Consider the following 18,464-nt stretch of genomic DNA (forward strand, 5'->3'; position numbering starts at 1 on the left):
CGGCAATCGGGGAAAGCATGGTCGGGCAAACTCCGAAGCGGAATGCTCGATGCCCCTTGAATTGAATGCGGGCGACCAGTCGATGCTGCATGGCGAGCAAGGCTCGGCAGCGGCTGCCGCCATGAAGATCCTGGTCGCCTTCGCGAAGGCGGTCGACGCGCGCAAATTGCTGGACATTGCCGGTGCCCATATCGACGGCTGCCTCTATCACGGCCAGGCCAGCCTCGATTTCGTCGAAAGGCTGATCGAGGGCGGCGGCCGCGTTCGAGTGCCAACGACGCTGAATGTCGGCTCGTTCGATCTGATCCATCCCGGACTGGTGAAGATGACGGCCGCGGAAGAAGTGCCGGCGCGCCGTCTGATGAAGGCGCATCTGGAACTCGGCTGCCAGGCGACCTTCACCTGCGCGCCTTATCAGACGCGGTTTCGGCCAGGGTTTGGCGAGCAGATTGCCTGGGGTGAATCCAACGCCATCGTCTTCGCCAATTCGGTGATCGGGGCACGGACCAACCGCTATGGCGATTTTATCGATTTGTGCTGCGCAATCACCGGGCGCGCGCCAGCCTGGGGGGTGCATCTGATCGAAAACCGGCGTGGCCAGGTTCTGTTCGAGCTGACTGGCGGTCTCGAGCCTACCGACGCCCTGTTTGTCGGCGTCGGGCTGATCGTCGGGCAAAGGAGTGGCGACCGCATTCCGGTGATATCGGGCCTGCCGCCGCCGCGCGACGAGGACCAACTGAAGGCACTGGGGGCGGCGGCGGCAACGACGGGCGCGGTGGCGCTATTTCATGCCGTCGGCATCACACCGGAGGCGAAGACTCTCGATCAGGCGTTGCAAGGCCTGGTGCCGGAGGAGAAAATCCGCATCAGCCGCGCCGACATCGACCATGCTCTGGCCAGGCTGTCGAGCGTCCCCGACGGCGTGCTGCTTGCCGCCGTCTCGTTAGGCACGCCGCATTTCTCCTATGAGGAATGGATGCGCCTGTTGCCGTTGCTGCGCGAGGTCGCGCCGGGCAGAGGCGTTCCGATCTATGTCAACACAGGGCGTGCCACGCTGGCGCGGCTGCAGGACGAAGGCGCACTGGCCGACATGGAAGAGTTCGGCCTCGTTCCGGTCGCCGACACCTGCACTTACGTCACCACGATCATCGAGCGCCTCGACGGTGTGGTGATGACCAATTCGGGCAAATGGGCGCATTACGCACCGGGCAATATCGGTGTCTCGGTGGCCTTCGGTGACATGGAGGACTGCGTCCGCTCGGCTGCGGCGGGCCGCGTCGTGCGAGCCGCACCATGAGGGGGCCGGACAGAACAGGTACATTCCACCTTGCCGGCTCGGCACAAGGCCCGGCGCTGGTGCTTTCGCAGGCGCTCAGCTTCTGGGGCGGGATCGACGTCGAAACGGGCGACATCATCGACCATTCGCACCCGAACCTCGGCGGCAACATCGCCGGCAAGATCCTCGTGATGCCGAGCGGGCGGGGGTCGTCGTCCTCGTCTTCGGTTCTGGCCGAAGCGATCCGCAGGGGCACGGCGCCGGCCGGCATTATCCTGGAGCGGCCGGACCCGATCCTTGCCGTCGGCGCCATCGTTGCCGAATTCCTCTACGAAATCAGCATGCCGCTGGTCGTCTGCGAGATATCAGGCATTGTCTCCGGCGACCGGATCGCAATCGGTCTGGGCGAAGATGCCCAAGCGATGGTGAGCAAGATCTAGCCGGCCATCAGTCCCGCCGCGCCCCGCCGCCAGTAGGCTGCCGCCAATGTTTCGTTGCGGCCGAGCGTCAGCGTGCCACGCCAGTGTTCGCGCACGGTCCTGGCGGCGGCTGCTTCGGCCGCGAACCAGCCGAATGCCGAACCGGTCGGCCATGCGACCGACCGGATGGCGCGCGCCAGCCTGTCGTCGAGCCCGGCCGGCACGCTATTTCTCGGCAGCCAATGCAGCTCGATACCGGTCTCGTTGTCGATGGCCTGCCGTTCGCCGTCGTCGGCGATCTCTATGAAGGCCACGCCTTTGGTCTCGGCGGGCAGCGTCTCCAGCATGCGGGCCAGCGCCGGCAGGCCGGTTTCGTCGGCGCCCATGAGATACCATGATGCCGGTCGTACCGGACGGCCGACCGGCCCCATGATGCCGATCTTCATGCCAGGCGCCGCCTGCATGGCCCAGCAGGCGCCGACGCTGTCGCCGGGATGGATGAGGAAGTCGACGTCGATGATGCCGTTTTCGACGTCGAGGGCTCGAATGGTATAGACGCGCGCTACCGGGCGCCTGTCGTCCGAGGGCCAGGCCGGCAAGCCATTGCTGCCAAGCACGGGCCAGAGCGGATCGGGGACATCCCTGGTCGGGAACAGCATGCGGATATGCATGCCGCCGAATTTTGCGAAGCGCGTCAAATCCTCGCCGGCGAAGCGGATGCGGCGCATATGCGGGGTCAGGTCGCCGACCTGGGTGACGACCATCTCACGGAACTGCGCAAGGCGGGTTTCTTCGGCGAGATCGCCGGTCCAGACGATCTCGGGTTTTTCTTCCTTGGCATAGACTTCGACAGCGGTAGCCAGCAGGTCCTTGATGCGGGCCAGCCCATCGCGGTCGGCGGCGTTGGCCCGCATCACCAGCCGCTCCATGTCAAGGGACGCGTCGCCGAAGGCGAAGCGGAAGTCGAGCCGCTGCCCCTCGCGCGAGGCATCGGCATCGAAGCTTTGCAGCCTGTCGCTGATGCGGTCGATGTAATGCGGCAGGTTGCGCAGGTTCAAGCGCGCTTCGCAGGCCAGTCCGCTCGCTGATGCTTGCCTCATTCTCAACCTCCGATCCTGCCTGTGAGCGCCACCTTGAAGGTGCGGCCCTTGCCCTGTTCCGTTGCCGCCGTCGTCGACCAGGCGCTTTGCGGGTCGGTGTAGGCGGTGTTGAAGACGTTATCGACGCCGAAATCGAGCTTGGCATGGTCGTTGATGCGCCAGTTGGGAGTTCTTCAGGTTGAAGCCGGTCGTGGCGACGTCGTAGTAGCGGAAGTTGCCGATCGCCGTTGCCGGCCAGACCTGCGTCTGCTCGGCGCGCGTGCGGTTGTGGTAGGCGTTGACACTGAGGTCGATCAGCTCGTTGTCGTCCGGCCTCCACGTATAGCCAGCCGTATAGGTCTGGTTGGTCGTGTCGGTGTCGTAGCGGCTCAGCGTCGGCGAGGTCGAGCCGCTCGATCCGGTGATCTGGTCGCTGTAGCGCTGCAGGATCGCGCCGAGCTTGAGCTCGTGGCCGTCGGCGGGCCGCAGGGTCGCCTTCACATAGCCGCTGGTGATGCTCTCTCCGGTCCATGGCACGGTGTCGCCATTGCCATCGGTGTAGCTGTCGCGGTCGCGGTAAATGACGTTGCCGATGATGTCGGCGTCGTCGCTGAAACGGTAGGCACCGGTGGTGCTGGTGGTGAAGCCGTCGCCATTATCCTCATAGCCCAGCTTCTCGCTCAGCGCCCAGCGTTCCTCCTGCTTGAGGAAATCGCCGGCGTACCTGGTCTCGAAGGAGACGACGCCGCCGATGCCGCCCGAACCATAGGCGTTCGAGACCGGGCCGCGAATGACGGTCGCTTCCTTGATCAGTTCCGGCTCGACATAGAACGAGCCCGAGCCGTGGCCGACGCGCCAGTAATCCTGGCGGGCGCCGTCGAGCGTCACCACCACGCGCCCATATTGTTCGAGGCCGCGAATGTTAATGGCGGTCGCCGGATCGTCGCCGTTCATCGAGGTGGCAACGCCGGGCGTGGTGCGGAACATGTCGGCGGCGGTGTCAGGCTGGATGCGTTCGAGCTCTTCCTGATCGACGGCGCTGATGGCGGCCATCGATTCGATGATCGCCGTCTTGATCATCGTCGCCGAGATGGTGATCAGGTCGAGCACGGTCGGCTCGTTCTGCCCCGTTCTAGCCTGTTGGGGGACCTTGACCGGCCGGTCGGCCTTGGCGGCGGCGCCTTTCTTCTCCGGCTCCTGCGCGGCGGCCAGCGGCGGCGCGGCACACAGGCCGAGCGCGAAGGCGAGCGCGGTGCTCGCCATCAAGGTCTTGGCGCTTGTCAGTTTCATGCGTGCAGCCCCCGGAAAAGCAAAGATTGCTGGCGGCGGCCGTTGGCCCTGGCTGGCATGATGGAGAAGCCTCGACACGCGGGCCGGGCAGGGCTACTTATTAAAATATGATGATAATAGTCAACTTAATTTTACAGGCCGCGACCATGACCGAATTATCTCAACTGGAGCAGCGAAACGGCGGGGTCTGCAGCGGTAGACGGCGCAGGCAGACGCGCTGGTTTCAATCGGGCGGGATGGTGACGGTGCTGATGCTGGCGCTTTCTGCTTTTGCGCCGTCTTGCGGCTTCAAGGCGCTGGCCGCCGAGACGGTTGTCGATGCATCGGGGCGCACTGTCGCGACCGGTCCAGGGACCAGGATCCTGACACTCGGTTCCGATGTTACCGAGATCGTCGATGCGCTGGGTGCCGGCGAGCGGATCATCGCCGTCGATCGCGGCAGCAAATATCCCGCTTCCGTCGCGCAAAAGCCCAATGTCCGCTACCGGCGCCAGTTGTCCGCCGAAGGCTTGGTTGCGCTTCGCCCGGACCTGATCCTGGCGGCCGAAGACAGCGGGCCGCCGGAGGCGATCGAAGTGCTCAAATCGCTGGCGATCCCGATTGTTCTTGTCCCGGAAGACAACAGTCCTCAAGGCATCGACCACAAGATTACGTTGATTGCCGCCTCGCTCCACCTCGAGGACAAGGGCAGGAAGGTTTCAAGGCAAGTGCTCGACGCCTTCCAGGCCGCTACCGACCTCGCCGCGAAAATGCCGGCCGAGCGACGCAAGAAGGTGGTGTTCTTCCACGGCCTCGTGCGGCTGAGTGCTGCCGGTGCGGGCACTGCGGCCGACGCGATCATCCGCTATGCCGGCGGCATCAATCGATGGCCGTAATGCAGGGTTACAAGGCAGCGTCGGAGGAGAAGCTGATCGAAATGGCGCCCGACGTCATCCTGATGATGAGCGACGGCAAGGGCGGACCCACCGCCGAGCAGGTGTTCGCCACGCGCGCGCTGGGCGCCACGCCGGCGGCGAAGGCAAAGGCGCTGATCGTATTGGACGGCGCCTATATGGTCGGCTTTGGCCCGCGCACCGCCGATGCGGTCCGCGACCTGGCGCAGGCGCTGTATTCGGAGACAGCAGGCGCCGACTAAGTCATGAACTTTATGACGTCATGTTCAGTGGGTACTCGCGCCCCATCTGCCCCAAGCTTCCGTTCAGATCTCCGGGATGCTTTCCCTGAAGATCACCTGCAGCCTTGGCTGGTGCAGTTCGTAATGCAATCCCCTGACCGCATGGGTCAAGGTGTTGAGCGCTTCGCGGGCTTCGACGCGCGGGTTCTGGTCGATGACCGCGTCGAGCGTGCCGTCGAGCAAAAGCTCCTTGGTGCCTTCCGTTACCTCATGGCCGAGAAAGACCGTCGACAGTGCCCGCCCGCGTTCCCGTAGCGCGCGGGCGATGCCGGTGTTGCCGGCGCCGACATTGTAGATGGCGGCCAGGTCCGGGTGCCGATCCAGCAGGGCGGAAGCCTCCGAATAGGCCTTTTCCCGATCGTCGAGCATTTCGCGCATCTCGACGATCTGCAGATTGGGCGATTCTTCCGTCAGTATGTGGCGGAAGCCCATCTCGCGCTCTTCGTGGCCGCGGTAGGAGAGCGAACCGGCGAACAGCGCGACCTTGCCCGGACGCCCTGCGCCCATGAAGCGGTTGAGCAGGTAGCCGGCGAGCCGGCCGGCGGCGCGGTTGTCGATGCCGATATAGGCGACCCTCGGCACATGCAGGATGTCGGAAGCGATGGTGACGACCTTGACGCCGCTCGCCGAAAGCGAGCGGATCGCCTCGCGGACCGTCGGATGGTCGAGCGCGATCACACCGACGCCTTGCGTCTGCCCGTGCAGTTCCTGCAGCAGACGGGCAAGCCGGTCCGGATTGAAGCCTTCGATAGTGGCGACGCGGACGTCGAGGTCCGGCCGCGACTGCGCCTGCGCCTCGATCTGGCGGTGCAGCATCTTGATGAAGGAATTGGTGCCGGCGGGCAGGGCGAAATCGAGCCGTATAACCTCACTAGGTATCGCGTTGCGCGAGTTCGGATTATTCGAATTTTCAGCGATATAGCCAAGCCGTTGCGCCGTTTCGAGCACGACCTCGCGGGTGCGCGCCCTGACCCCGGCGCGGTTGTTGAGCACACGGTCGACCGTAGCGGCGGAAACGCCGGCTTCCCGGGCTATGTCTGTCAGGGTGGACCGCACTGTCGATCACCTCATTCCAAAATGCGCCAAGGGCGCATCGAGATTACGCATTTCATGGGTCCGCTGTCGAAGCGGCGGCTTCATCGCCAGCCGCGATTCTGATGGGAAATGATGTAACCAGCCTTGGCCGATGCGCAAGCTGCCGCACTACACCAAAATGCCGAAGCGGACCAAAGCGGGGAGGTGGGCAGCCTCGCTCCCTCAAATTCAAGCACTGGCTTCAGTGTGAGTGCCTTGATACACGCCATTCGTCCCCTCCCATGAGATGTTATGAGGTGTCTTGATTATTTATGATGTTGACAGGCTTCGTATAGTGCCGTCAATATCCATCATAAGGGCCGTGGAGGAACAAGGCCCTGAGGGAGGAGTTCCAATGTCGAATTTGATCCGCGTGTCGCGGCGCCGTTTGCTGGCGTCCGGTGGAAAGGCGGCAGTCCTTGTTGCTGCCGCAGGTATCGCACCGAAATTCATTCGCCCAAGCCGTGCCTATGCGGCCGATGCCCTGGCGCCCGGCATGATCGGTGGCCCGACGGGCTTCGACGGCTCGGAGCGCTATCAATATGGCGCTGACACGCCCGAGGGCCGCGCCATTGAGGCGGCCAAGGCGATGAAGGGCGCCGGCAAGGCGCCGGTCAAGATCGTGCTTGGCCTGTCCGATGGTTCGATCGGCCAATTGACGCAGCCGTTTCCGGCCGGTGCGCCGTCGATCAAGGATCTCTGGGAGAAGGAAACCGGTATTCCGCTCGAGATCGTCGGTGTGCCGAACGGCCAGGAATTCACCAAGACGATGCAGGACATCTCCACCAAGGGTGGAGCGTATGACATCTACGCGGTCGAATGGAACCGTCTTGGCGACCTCGCCGAGACCGGCGGCATCCTCAAGCTCGACGACTTCGTCGCGCAGTACAAGCCGGAATGGGACGATCCCGAGCGCGGCTACGTCAATGGCGCCAAGGGCGTCTCGCTGCTCAATCAGTATCGCGGCTCGACCTATGGCGTGTCACTGGATGGCGACTTCCAGACCTGGGTCTACCGCACCGACCTGTTCGGCGACGCAGCCGAGAAGAAAGCTTTCTCCGACAAATACAGCTATGAACTGGCGGCGCCGAAGACCTGGAAGCAGCATGACGAGATCGCGGCCTTCTTCCAGCGCCCGGACAAGGGCCTGTTCGGCTCGACCGATCTGCGCAACCAGGGCTGGGGCTACACCAACTGGTATCAGCGTTATGTCTCAATGGCTTCGCCCAATCAGTTCCTGTTCGACGATACCGGCAAGCCGCTGATCAATTCCGAGCAAGGTATTGCGGCGACCAGCGAGTACATCGCGTCGCTTGCGCACCATTCGCCGGATGCGATCTCCTGGGGCTGGCCGGAGCAGTACGGCAATTTCGCCAAGGGCGGCGCGGCCATGACCTGCGCCTTCTCCAATTTGCCGAAATTCCTCGACAATGCCGGCAACAAGGATTCAGCCGTCACCGGCAAGATCGGCTCGATGCTGCCGCCCGGCCGCGAGATCGACGGCAAGCTGGTCAGCCGTTCGGTGCTGTGGCTCAATCTGTCGGCGTCGGTGTCCTCGCAAGCCAAGAATCCGGAGGCCTGCTACCTGTTCCTGCAGTGGCTGGGTTCAAGCCGCATCTACGCCTGGATGACCGCCAATCCGGGCGGTTACTTCGATCCGTTCCGGCTGTCGGATTTCTCCGATCCGCTGGTCCGCCAGACCTATCATGCTTACCACATGGACGTGGTGCGCGAGACGGTCGCCCGCACCGTGCCCACCATCAACTATCCCGGCGCCACCGCCTTCCACAATGCGCTGGACGAGAACCTCGTCGCCGCGCTGACCAAGGCCAAGACAGCAGAGCAGGCGATGGCCGACACCGAAGCCGAGTGGAAGAAGATTGCCCGCCGCACCGGCGAGGAGAAGCTTCTCGAAGCCATCAAGACCAACAAGGAGGCCTGGCCCACCGTTCTCGATCCGATCGCCTGATCCTCCCGGATCTTACCAAAGAGGGGAGGAGTGATTGCTCTTCCCCTCGATAACGAAGGACCCAGCAAAGCCGCAAGATGAAGCGTTCAGTTCCTTTCGAGATATTCCGCTATGCCGCGATCTTTGCGGCAATGGCGGTGACGCTGGTGCCGATCCTGTGGATGATGTCGATGGCGTTCAAGCCGATCGCCGAATGGTCGGCGACCGGCGCCGACCTGACCTGGTGGCCGAAGAACCCGACACTCAGCAATTTCCGCTTCGTCTTCGGTGAATCGACCAACAATCTTATCGTCGCGCTCGACCGCACAGCTTTGAAGCCGATCCTGTCGTCGCTGCTGTCGGCCACGTTCGGCACGGCGATCGCCATGTCGGCGGGCACAGCGGCGGCCTACGGGCTGTCGCGCTTCAACTCGGGCCAGAACCTGCCGCTGGCGCTGATCCAGCTTCGCCTGTTTCCGCCGATGGCGGTCATGACCCCGGTGATGATCATGTGGGCCTTCCTCAACTTCACCGACAGCTGGTGGGGGCTGTCGCTGATCTACGGCATCGTCACGCTGCCTTTCGCCTTCTGGCTGATGAAGACCTTCTTCGACGACATGCCGCGCGAGATCGAGGAGGCGGCACTGGTCGAGGGCTGTTCGCGGTGGCGCGTCTTCACCCGCATCACGCTGCCGATGATGCGGGCGCCGCTGGCCAGTGCCGCGCTGTTCGTCTTCATCCTCAACTGGTCGGACTATCTGATTGCGCTGCTTCTGACGACGCGCGAATGGGTCACGGTCCCGGTCTACATGGCCTCGCTGTCCTCCTCGATGACCGGACAGCTCTACGGCGCCAAGGCAGCTCTCGGCCTGATCGCCGCGGTGCCGCCGGTGATCATGGGCATCGCCATCCAGCGTCATCTGGTGCGCGGGCTGACCTTCGGGGCGCTCAAGCAATGAGCTCGGTGACAGCCACGATTTCGGAGGGCGACATGCAAGCCTCCAAGGCGGCGTCGGTGTTGCCGGACGAGGGCGCGCGGCTCGGATTCCGGCTGACCCTGCCGGCGCAGATCCTGGTGCTGTTCATCGCCGTCTTCCCGCTGCTGATGCAGCTCTACATCAGCCTGACCGACTGGTCGCCGCTGTCGGGCACCGGCTGGTGGAATGCCTGGTCGATGTGGAACAGTTTCGCCAATTACACCGACCTTGCCGCGGACGCGCGCTTCTGGAGCGCGCTGAAGCGCACGGCCATCGTCATGATCGTCTGCGTGCCGGCGGAGTTCCTGCTCGGCCTCGCGCTGGCGACGCTGTTTGCCGACGAGTTTCCCGGCAAGCGGATCTTCTATTCGATCCTCTTGATGCCGATGATGGTGGTGCCGGCGGTGGCCGGCTACATGTTCTTCATGCTGTTTCAGTCGGGCGGCCCGGTCAACGACATCCTGTCGGCGATGTCAGGCTTTCCCGTCACCATCGCCTGGCTCTCGGATCCGACGCTGGCGCTGATCGCGGTGATGGTCGCCGACATCTGGCAGTGGACGCCGCTAATGTTCCTGATCCTGCTTGCCGGCCTGGTCGGCGTGCCGGAGGACCAGATCAAGGCGGCGACGCTGCTCGGCGCCAACCCCTGGCAGCGCTTCGTCACCATCGTGCTGCCGAAGATGAAGACGATCATCATCATTGCGCTGGCGATCCGGGTGATCGAGAACTTCAAAATATTCGACACCCTCTACATCATGACCGGCGGCGGTCCCGGGGTCGCTACCGAAACCATCTCCGTTTACATCTACAAGCTCACCACGCAGGACCTGATCTGGGGCTATGTGGCGGCAATCGCGCTGGCCATATTGATCGTGCTGTCCATCGCCGCTGTGTTTGCCATGAAACGCATGGCCCGGGTACGCGAGGTGGCGGCATGAGCACGATCCATCTGCAAAACCTTGTCAAGAAATTTGGCGACTTCACTGCGCTGCAGACGATGGATCTGGCCATTGCCGACGGCGAGTTCATGGCGCTGCTCGGGCCGTCCGGCTGCGGCAAGTCGACGACGATGAACATGATCGCCGGCATGGAAGAGCCGACCAGCGGCAAGATCCTGTTCGGCGAACGCGACATGGCCGGCGTGCCGATGGGGCGGCGCGGCGTCGGCTTCGTCTTCCAGAACTATGCGATCTTCACTCATATGAGCGTGCGGCAGAACCTCGCCTACGGCCCGAAAATGCGCGGCGCACCAAAGGCCGAGATCGACCGCCGCGTCGGTGCCATTGCCGAGATGCTGCAGCTGACGCCGCTGCTCGACCGCAAGGCCGACCGGCTTTCGGTCAACATATTGCAGCGGGTGGCGATTGGCCGTTCGGCGATCATGGAGCCGGCGATCTTCCTGCTCGACGAGCCACTGTCCAATGTCGACGCCGCCTTCCGGGCGGTGATGCGGACCGAATTGAAGCAACTGCAGCGGCAGTTCCGGCAGACCATGGTCTACGTCACCCACGATCAGCTCGAAGCGATGACCATGGCCGACCGCATCGCGGTGATGGACCACGGCGTGCTGCAGCAGGTCGGCACGCCACTGGAAGTCTACAACAACCCGGCCAACGTCTTCGTCGCCCGCTTCATCGGTGCGCCGGGCATGAACCTGCTCAAGGGCTGGTTGGCGGAAAGTGACCGTGGCCTGGTCGTCGATCTTGGCCCACTCGGGGCGACGCCGCCGCTGCCGGTCGAGATCGCCGATGCCGCCAGCCGGATGCGCGGCGAGGTGTTTTATGGCTTTCGACCGGAGCAGGTGACGCTGGCCGAAAGCGGCCGTGGCCTCTGCATGCCGGTGAGTTTCGTCGAGCGGATCGGCGCGCGCACCATCATCCATCTTGGCGAGGGAGAGACCGCGGTGAAGGCGGTGTTCGACAATGATGTCGGGCTGGCGATCGGGCAGACAGCCGTCGTCGCGCCTGCGGCGGAGGCGGTGCGCGTCTTCGACGCCGCTACCGGCCTTGCGTTGAGAGCAGGTTGAGATGGCCGATATCGTTTTCCGTAATGTGACAAAACGCTATGGCGGCACGCTGGCTGTCGACGATGCCTCGTTCGCGGTCAACGACAACGAGTTCTTCTGCTTCTTCGGGCCGCCGCTGTCGGGCAAGTCGACGATACTCCGTCTGGTGCTCGGGCTGGAAACCCCGGACACGGGCGAGATCCTGATTGGCGGCAAGCCGGTCAACACGGTGTCGCCGGCGGAGCGCAATGTCGCCATGGTGTTCCAGAATCTGGCGCTGTTCCCGCATATGAGCGCGCGCGACAACATCCGTTTTCCTTTGGTCGAGCGGAAGGTGGCAGAAGCCGAGATCGAAAAACGCGTCGCCGACATCGCGGCCAAGCTGCATATCGGACATATCCTGCACAAACCGCCGGCGCAGCTTTCCGGCGGTGAGCGGCAGCGGGTCGCGATCGCCCGCGCGCTGGTGCGTGATCCCGCCGCGTATCTGATGGACGATCCGATCTCGGCGCTCGACGCCCGGCTGCGCGAGGAGACGCGCGTCGAGCTCAAGCGCATCCAGCGCGAGCTCGGTAAGACGCTGATCTATGTCACGCACGACCAGGAAGAGGCGATGTCGGTCGCCGACCGCATGGCCATCCTGGAGAACGGCAAGATCAGGCAGATCGGCGCGCCTGCCGAGATCTATGACCGGCCGGCCAGCACCTATGTGGCGCGGCTGCTCGGGTCGCCGATGATGAACATATTGAAGTCGGTGCGCGGCGTGGAAGGCGTGGAGGCGGCGGAAGGCACGATCCGCATCGCGGACAAGGCTGCGCCGGCCGATGCCGTCGAGATCGGGCTCAGGCCGGAAGACATCAAGGTCAAGGCCTGGTCGGATGGAATGTCAGAGGGGGGCGCGGGCCGCCCGGCGCGAGTGTTCGAGGTCGAGCCGCTCGGCGGCTACACTGTGGTGACGCTCGCCGCCGGGCAGGCGCGTTTGCGGGCGCTGTTGCGCGGCCAGCCGGACATCAGGCCGGACGCGATGGTGGCGATATCCTGCGAGCCGGGCAGGGTGCACTATTTCGGACAGAGCGGGGGAGCGCTGGCAAGATGACGGCGGCTGCAAGGAACGAGCTTCGGGAGGAACATATGGCAAGCAGCGGCTTCGAGCCGGACGTTAAAGTCCGCACCAGGGAATACAAGATCGGCTGCGTCGGCGCCGGCATGATCATGGCCGAATGTCACCTTGCCGCTTACAAGGAAGCCGGTTTTCCGGTGGTGGCGATCGCCTCGCGGACCAAAGGCAGCGCCGAAAAGGTCGCCAAGCGCTGGGATATACCGACCGTCCACGACACGCCGGAACGGCTCATCGAGGACAAAAATGTCGAGATCATCGATCTTGCCTTTCCGCCGGACCAGCAACCGGCGCTGATCCGCCATGCGCTGAAGCAGGAGCACATCAAGGCGATTTTGGCGCAGAAGCCGCTGGCGCTGTCGGTCGAAGAAGCGGTCAAGCTGCGCGACGAGGCGGCCAAGGCCGGCAAGATCCTCTCGGTCAACCAGAACATGCGCTACGACCAGTCGATGCGCGTCTTGAAGCAGATCATCGACAGCGGCGCGCTCGGCGACATCGTCTTCGCGCAGATCGACATGCATGCCATCCCGCACTGGCAGAGCTTCCTCGAGGACTACGACCGGCTGACACTCGCCAATATGAGCGTCCACCATCTCGACGTACTGCGCTTCCTGTTCGGCGATCCGGACGAGATTACGACGCTGACCCGCAAGGACCCGCGCACCCGCTTCGATCATTCGGACGGCATCACCGTGTCGACGATCAAGTTCCCGTCCGGCGTGCTCGCGGTATCGCTGGAGGATGTCTGGTCGGGTCCGCGCCAGGAGGGCTACAAGGACGACCAGCATATCAACTGGCGCGTCGACGGCACCAAGGGCGTCGCCAAGGGCACGATCGGCTGGCCGACAGGCTCTGCCTCGACCCTGACCTATGCCTCGACCGAGACCACCGACGGCAAGTGGGTAACACCCAGTTGGGACACGATGTGGTTCCCGCATGCTTTCATCGGCGTCATGGAGCAGCTTCAGCACGCGGTTAAGACGGGCGAGCCGCCAGCGCTGTCCGTCGCGGACAATGTCAAGACCATGGCGCTGGTCGAAGCCGGCTACCGCTCGATCGACAAAGGCCGGACGGTCAAGCTTTCCGAAATATCAACTGACTGAATCACTTACAGGGAGGAATTCACACCATGATGCAGGCAGGTATTTTCACGGGTTATTTCCCGTATGGCCTCAAGGAAACCGCGCAGAAGATCCGTGCGCTCGATTTCAACACCGTGCAGCTCGACCTGCATTTCAGGGATATCGACCTGTCGTCCGGGCAGATCACCAAGGACAAGGCCAAGACCGTCCGCGACACGTTCCGCGACCACAATCTGCCGATCTGCTGCGTGTCGGGCTACACCAACATCATCCATCCGGATATGGGCGAGCGCGAGAGGCGCGTCGGCTATTTGAAGGAGATCATCCGCAACGCACGCCATTTCGGCACCCCTTACGTGATCTCGGAAACGGGTACCTACAACACCGAATCCGACTGGGTGCATCACCCGAAGAACAAGACCGAGGAAGGGTTCGAGGAATGCCGCAAGGTCATCGCCGACCTTGCCCAGACGGCCTATGACCACGGCGCGGTCTTCCTGCTCGAAACCTATGTCAACAATGTCGTCGGCTCGGTCGAGGAGACGGTGAGGATGTTCGCGCAGGTCGACCACCCAGGCCTCGGCCTGTTGATGGACCCGACCAACTATTTCGAAACCCACAATATCGACCGGATGGATCAGATCCTGAACCAGGTGTTCGACACGCTGACCGACAAGATCAAGATCGCCCACGCCAAGGACGTCAAGCGTTCCGGCGGCGACAAGTCGGAGAAACACGCCGACATCGGCGACGAGGACGCGCTGGAGAGCCACACTTTCCGCGGCGTCGGCGAGATCGAGCTGCCGGCACCCGGCCTCGGTTCGCTGAACTACGACCTGTATCTGCAGAGGCTGGCCGAAAAGCATCCGAACATTCCGGTCATCATCGAGCACCTTTCGGAAGACGACGTGCCGCGCGCCAAGAAATTCCTGGACGGAAAATTCCGCGCCAACGGTCTGTGATGGCGCGATTCGGCTACGAAACAAGGGAGGAAGAGAAATGTTGAAATTCCCGTTGAAAATCGCGGCTGCCGCGACGGTTCTTGCCGGTGCAACGCTGGGTACGCCGGCTGTGGCGCAGGACGCCCAGAAGACGTTCTACCTGTTGTCGCATGGCGGGCCGTCGGATGCCTTCTGGATCGACTGGAATGCCGGCGCGACCAAGGCTTGCGACCAGCTCAAGGTGACTTGCAAGATCTCGTTCAGCGGCGGCGACATGGCGGCGCAGAAGGAAGCCTTCAACTCGGCACTCGCCGCCAAGCCGGACGGCATCGCCACGACTTCGGCGCAGCCCGGCCTGTGGACCGAGGAGGTCAAGGCAGCGAAGGCGGCCGGCATCCCGATCGTGTTCTTCAACACCGACGATCCGGCGACCGGCCGGCAAGCCTATGTCGGCGCCGACCTCAAGGAAGCCGGTGTCATCTGGGCGAAATATCTGGTCGACCACAAAATGGTGAAGCAGGGCGACAAGGTGTTCCTGCCGGTCGAAGTGCCGGGCGCCAGCTACCAGCAGCTCGAGACCGAAGGCATTGCCAGCGTCTTCGATCCACTCGGCATCAAATATGACGTGGTCGATTGCGGCACCGATCCGGCCGGCATCATCGCCAAGATGACCGACTACATGGTGGCCAACAACCCGCCGGCAATCATCGCGCTCGGCGATTCCGTCGCGGCCAGCGTCAAGCGGGTGTTCGACGGCGCCGGCGTGCCGGCCGGCAAGATCCCGGTCGTCGGCTGGGGCAATTCCAAGGAGACGGCGGAATCCGTGAAGTCCGGCTTCATCAACGCGGCTGCCTGGCAGTTCCCGTCGGCGCAGGGCTTCATGCCGGTGGCGCTGCTCGGGTTGGCCGCCGCCGGCGAACCGATCGGCTACGACATCCACACTTTCAGCCTCTACGACGCCTCGAGCGTCGAACCGATCCTGAAACTCTACAACAAGTGATTGGAACTGACGCTCGCCGCGCAGGCGGCGGGCCTCACCCTGGCGTATGGTTCGAGCTGTCATGACAATTGCCGCAGAAGAGGAAATGCCGCGTGCCAAACGCAGGTCGAGCCTGATCCGCTCGCCGCAGTTCTCGTCGCTCGTCATCCTGATCGTCCTGCTGGCGGTGTTCGCGATCGCCGATGCGAACTTCCTGTCGCCGCTCAACATCTCCAACATGATGGCGTTCCTGCCCGAGCTCGGCATCATCGCGCTCGGCATGACGCTGCTTCTGACGGCGGGCGAGTTCGACCTTTCGATCGGTGCTGTGTTCGGACTGGCGCCGGTTGTCGTCATGCTGCTGGTGCAGAACGGCGGGGTGGATATTGGCGTGGCGCTGCTGGCCGGCCTGCTGCTCTGCATAGCGATCGGTGCGATCAACGGGCTGATCGTCACCAAGATCGGCATCTCCTCCTTCCTGGTGACGCTGTCGATGCTGCTGGTGGTGCGAGGCGCGGCCCTCTACATCACCCAAGGCTTTCCGCTGAAGTCCTGGGACCAGCCAGGGTTCTTCGTGACGCTGCTGGCCGGCAGCTTCAATATCGGAACGTTCCGTTTCTATACCTCGCTGTGGTGGTTCATCGGCCTGTCGCTACTGGCGATCTATGTGCTGCGCTACGCCAAGCTCGGCAACTGGATCAGCGCCATCGGCTCGAACCGTAACGCCGCCGTGGCGCGTGGTGTGCCGGCCGATGCGGTCAAGATCTGGCTGTTCATCCTGACCTCGGTGCTGGCCGGTCTCGCCGGCATGATCAGCGCCTTCCGCATTTCTGCCGCCTCGCCGGTGGCAGGCACCGGCTACGAGCTCGAAGTGATCGCCATGGTGGTGGTCGGCGGCACCGCGCTGACCGGTGGGCGAGGCACCATTTTCGGCACCATCGTCGGCGCGCTGATGCTGCGCAGCATCCGCAACGGCATCGTGCTGATCGGCGTGCCTGGGCTCGCCTACAACATCTTCGTCGGCGTCATCATCCTTGCCATGCTCATTCTGCACGCTTTGCTGCAGAAGAACGCCGCCAGGAGCTGACCATGGAAGTGCTTCGGCTGCACAACCTGCAAAAGTCCTTCGGCAGCGTCCGCGCCCTGAAGAGCGCCTCCTTCACGCTCAACGAGGGCGAAGTGGTGGCCTTGCTCGGCGACAACGGCGCCGGCAAATCGACGTTGATCAAGGCGATCTCCGGGGTGTTTCCGGTCGACCGCGGCGACATCTATGTGCGCGGCCAGAAGGTCTCCATCCGCTCGACGCGCGATGCGATGGATCTCGGCATCGAGACCATCCACCAGGACACCTCGCTGGCACCGGACCTCAGCATCGCGCGCAATCTTTTCCTCGGCCGCGAGCCGGTCAACCTCAAATGGCTGGGTGTGTTCGCGCCGCTCGATCTCGCGCAATTGCGCGATGCCGCCTCGGCTCTTTTGAAGCGCGTCGGCATCTCGAAGAAGCTCGACGCCGATGCGCTGGTCAGCACGCTGTCGGGCGGCGAACGCCAGTCGATCGCCATCTCGCGCGCCATGCAATTCGCCGCCAAGGTCATCATCCTCGACGAGCCGACCAACAATCTCGGCGTCGAGGAAACGCACGGCGTGCTGCGCTTCGTCAAGGAAGTGCGCGACGCCGGTCACTCGGTGCTTTTGATCACCCACAACATCCATCACGTCTTCCAGGTCGCCGACCGCATCATCGTCATGCGGCGCGGCGAGATCGTCGCCGAGCAGACGGTCGCCGACACCGACCTGCTGACCGTGGAAAGTATCATCACCGGCGCCGACATGTCGGCCCTGCTCAAGGAGACGAGAGCCAAGTGAAGGACGGGAGCAAAGTGAAGGAACTGGCCGTCACATGGTAGAGCTTTACGGCAAGACGCTGTCGCGCCGGCAGGTCTCGGAACGCTCGGGCATGCTGTCGCAGTTCGCCGGCGTGCGACTGATGACGCTTGGCGACGGCGTCGAGCGCGGCATCCGCATGCTCGAATTCCGCACCGGCTCGGGCCTGCGCTTCACCGCGCTGGTCGACCGGGCGCTCGATATCGCCGATTGCGACTTCAAGGGCCAGGCGATCGGCTGGCATTCGCCGAGCGGCTTTCGCAATCCCGGCCTGCACGAGTATGAAGGCGAGGACGGGCTGGCCTGGGCGCGGTCGTTTTCCGGCCTTCTACTGACCTGCGGCCTCGACCATATATTGTTCATGAACGAGGTACCCGCCGACACCTACAACTATCCGCCGAAGAAGACGGTGCGCCATTCGCTGCATGGCCGCATCAGCACCATCCCGGCGCGGCTGAGTGGCTACGGCGAGACCTGGGACGGCGACCGCTGCGTGTTGTGGGCCGAAGGCATCGTCCAGCAATCGACTGTATTCGGCGAGGATCTGCATCTATTGCGGCGGATCGAGGCCGATGTCGGCGGCAACGAGATCCGGCTTTCGGACCGTGTCGTCAATCACGGTTTCAACCGAACACCGCATATGTTTTTCTACCACATCAATGTCAGCCATCCGGTGCTTGACGAGGGCGCGCGCTATCTGGCGCCGATAAGGGATGTCGTTTGGGCCGGGCATGCCGGCGAGCGTTATGAGGCGCAAAAGGTCGGCTATCGCACGGTCCCGGCGCCGCAGCCGCGTTTCAGCGAACAGGTCTGGCAGCACGAGCTCGGCGCTGGCAGCACCGGCGAAGTCCCGGTGGCGGTGGTCAACGATAGGCTCGGCCTCGGGTTCGAGGTGGTCACGCGCAAGGACCAATTGCCCTGCACCTACCAATGGCAGAATTTCCAGGCTGGACAGTACGCGCTTGGCATCGAGCCGTCGACGCATCATGTGCTGGGAAATCTGGCGGCGCGCGAACGCGGCGAGATGATCTGGCTGGAGCACGGCGAGAGCCGCTCGTACGATGCGGTGTTCCGGGTTCTCGACGGCGCCGGCGAGATCGCCGCCGCCGAGAGCCGGATCGCGGCAATCGCCAGGCAGCCGCAGCAGGATTATCCCCAGCCGTCGGGCCGTTTTCCTGTTCTTGGAGGCAGGTCGTGATAATGGCTAGGACGATACGAG

General features: G+C 63.5%; 18 protein-coding genes. 15 read left to right on the top strand and 3 right to left on the bottom strand.

Annotated features, from left to right (window positions below; genetic code table 11):
- Positions 1–49: 49 nt before the first annotated feature.
- Together NKI50_RS16760 and NKI50_RS16765 are read left to right on the top strand one after the other, a co-directional pair.
- The gene (locus NKI50_RS16760) at positions 50–1,297 is read left to right on the top strand and encodes an aconitase X (protein ID WP_352641250.1); all 1,248 of its coding nucleotides are present in this window, start codon (positions 50–52) and stop codon (positions 1,295–1,297) included.
- Entirely contained in the window at positions 1,294–1,716 is a 423-nt protein-coding gene (locus NKI50_RS16765) for an aconitase X swivel domain-containing protein (protein ID WP_352641248.1), read from the top strand. The genes NKI50_RS16760 and NKI50_RS16765 overlap by 4 nt, the downstream gene beginning before the upstream one ends.
- Here the strand turns inward: NKI50_RS16765 and NKI50_RS16770 are convergent.
- The gene (locus tag NKI50_RS16770) at positions 1,713–2,795 is read right to left on the bottom strand and encodes an SIP domain-containing protein (protein ID WP_352481607.1); all 1,083 of its coding nucleotides are present in this window, start codon (positions 2,793–2,795) and stop codon (positions 1,713–1,715) included. The two genes, NKI50_RS16765 and NKI50_RS16770, sit on opposite strands and share 4 nt — an antisense overlap.
- Before the next feature lie 117 nt (positions 2,796–2,912).
- Positions 2,913–4,064 (bottom strand): TonB-dependent receptor plug domain-containing protein, encoded by a 1,152-nt coding sequence (locus tag NKI50_RS16775; RefSeq protein WP_352717143.1) that lies wholly within the window; start codon positions 4,062–4,064, stop codon positions 2,913–2,915.
- Positions 4,065–4,210: 146 nt separating this feature from the next.
- On the opposite strand from NKI50_RS16775, the gene NKI50_RS16780 reads away from it, so the two are divergent.
- Both NKI50_RS16780 and NKI50_RS16785 read left to right on the top strand, forming a co-directional pair.
- The gene (locus NKI50_RS16780; protein WP_352641244.1) at positions 4,211–4,939 is read left to right on the top strand and encodes a heme/hemin ABC transporter substrate-binding protein; all 729 of its coding nucleotides are present in this window, start codon (positions 4,211–4,213) and stop codon (positions 4,937–4,939) included.
- The gene (locus NKI50_RS16785) at positions 4,930–5,199 is read left to right on the top strand and encodes a hypothetical protein (protein WP_352641242.1); all 270 of its coding nucleotides are present in this window, start codon (positions 4,930–4,932) and stop codon (positions 5,197–5,199) included. The genes NKI50_RS16780 and NKI50_RS16785 overlap by 10 nt, the downstream gene beginning before the upstream one ends.
- Before the next feature lie 63 nt (positions 5,200–5,262).
- Here NKI50_RS16785 and NKI50_RS16790 read toward each other — a convergent pair whose 3' ends face one another.
- A complete protein-coding gene (locus NKI50_RS16790) occupies positions 5,263–6,294 on the bottom strand; it encodes a LacI family DNA-binding transcriptional regulator (protein WP_352717146.1) in 1,032 nt (343 codons plus the stop codon).
- A gap of 373 nt (positions 6,295–6,667) precedes the next feature.
- On the opposite strand from NKI50_RS16790, the gene NKI50_RS16795 reads away from it, so the two are divergent.
- From NKI50_RS16795 to NKI50_RS16845, 11 genes are all read left to right on the top strand, one after another.
- Complete coding sequence (locus NKI50_RS16795; protein ID WP_352717148.1) at positions 6,668–8,281, top strand: extracellular solute-binding protein; 1,614 nt, start codon at positions 6,668–6,670, stop codon at positions 8,279–8,281.
- Between the two features lie 77 nt (positions 8,282–8,358).
- The gene (locus NKI50_RS16800; protein ID WP_023721285.1) at positions 8,359–9,219 is read left to right on the top strand and encodes a carbohydrate ABC transporter permease; all 861 of its coding nucleotides are present in this window, start codon (positions 8,359–8,361) and stop codon (positions 9,217–9,219) included.
- Positions 9,216–10,175 (top strand): carbohydrate ABC transporter permease, encoded by a 960-nt coding sequence (locus NKI50_RS16805; protein WP_023721284.1) that lies wholly within the window; start codon positions 9,216–9,218, stop codon positions 10,173–10,175. Before NKI50_RS16800 ends, NKI50_RS16805 begins: the two co-directional genes overlap by 4 nt.
- Positions 10,172–11,263, top strand: a complete 1,092-nt coding sequence (locus NKI50_RS16810) for an ABC transporter ATP-binding protein (RefSeq protein WP_352481599.1) — start codon at positions 10,172–10,174, stop codon at positions 11,261–11,263. Before NKI50_RS16805 ends, NKI50_RS16810 begins: the two co-directional genes overlap by 4 nt.
- Before the next feature lies 1 nt (position 11,264).
- On the top strand, positions 11,265–12,338 hold the full coding sequence (locus NKI50_RS16815; RefSeq protein ID WP_352641235.1) for an ABC transporter ATP-binding protein: 1,074 nt from the start codon (positions 11,265–11,267) through the stop codon (positions 12,336–12,338).
- A 35-nt stretch (positions 12,339–12,373) separates the two neighbouring features.
- Positions 12,374–13,462, top strand: coding sequence for a Gfo/Idh/MocA family protein (locus NKI50_RS16820; RefSeq protein WP_352641233.1), 1,089 nt, complete (start codon positions 12,374–12,376; stop codon positions 13,460–13,462).
- A gap of 26 nt (positions 13,463–13,488) precedes the next feature.
- The gene (locus NKI50_RS16825; protein WP_352641231.1) at positions 13,489–14,403 is read left to right on the top strand and encodes a sugar phosphate isomerase/epimerase family protein; all 915 of its coding nucleotides are present in this window, start codon (positions 13,489–13,491) and stop codon (positions 14,401–14,403) included.
- Between the two features lie 37 nt (positions 14,404–14,440).
- A complete protein-coding gene (locus NKI50_RS16830) occupies positions 14,441–15,382 on the top strand; it encodes a sugar ABC transporter substrate-binding protein (protein WP_352717151.1) in 942 nt (313 codons plus the stop codon).
- Positions 15,383–15,428: 46 nt separating this feature from the next.
- Positions 15,429–16,448 (top strand): ABC transporter permease, encoded by a 1,020-nt coding sequence (locus tag NKI50_RS16835; RefSeq protein ID WP_502900369.1) that lies wholly within the window; start codon positions 15,429–15,431, stop codon positions 16,446–16,448.
- Positions 16,445–17,227 (top strand): ATP-binding cassette domain-containing protein, encoded by a 783-nt coding sequence (locus NKI50_RS16840; protein WP_352481708.1) that lies wholly within the window; start codon positions 16,445–16,447, stop codon positions 17,225–17,227. Before NKI50_RS16835 ends, NKI50_RS16840 begins: the two co-directional genes overlap by 4 nt.
- Positions 17,228–17,261: 34 nt before the next feature.
- A complete protein-coding gene (locus tag NKI50_RS16845) occupies positions 17,262–18,443 on the top strand; it encodes an aldose 1-epimerase family protein (RefSeq protein ID WP_023721276.1) in 1,182 nt (393 codons plus the stop codon).
- The last annotated feature ends 21 nt before the right edge of the window (positions 18,444–18,464 follow it).

Origin of the sequence: Mesorhizobium sp. M0563, from assembly GCF_040321065.1 — a bacterium.
Classification (GTDB): Bacteria; Pseudomonadota; Alphaproteobacteria; order Rhizobiales; family Rhizobiaceae; genus Mesorhizobium.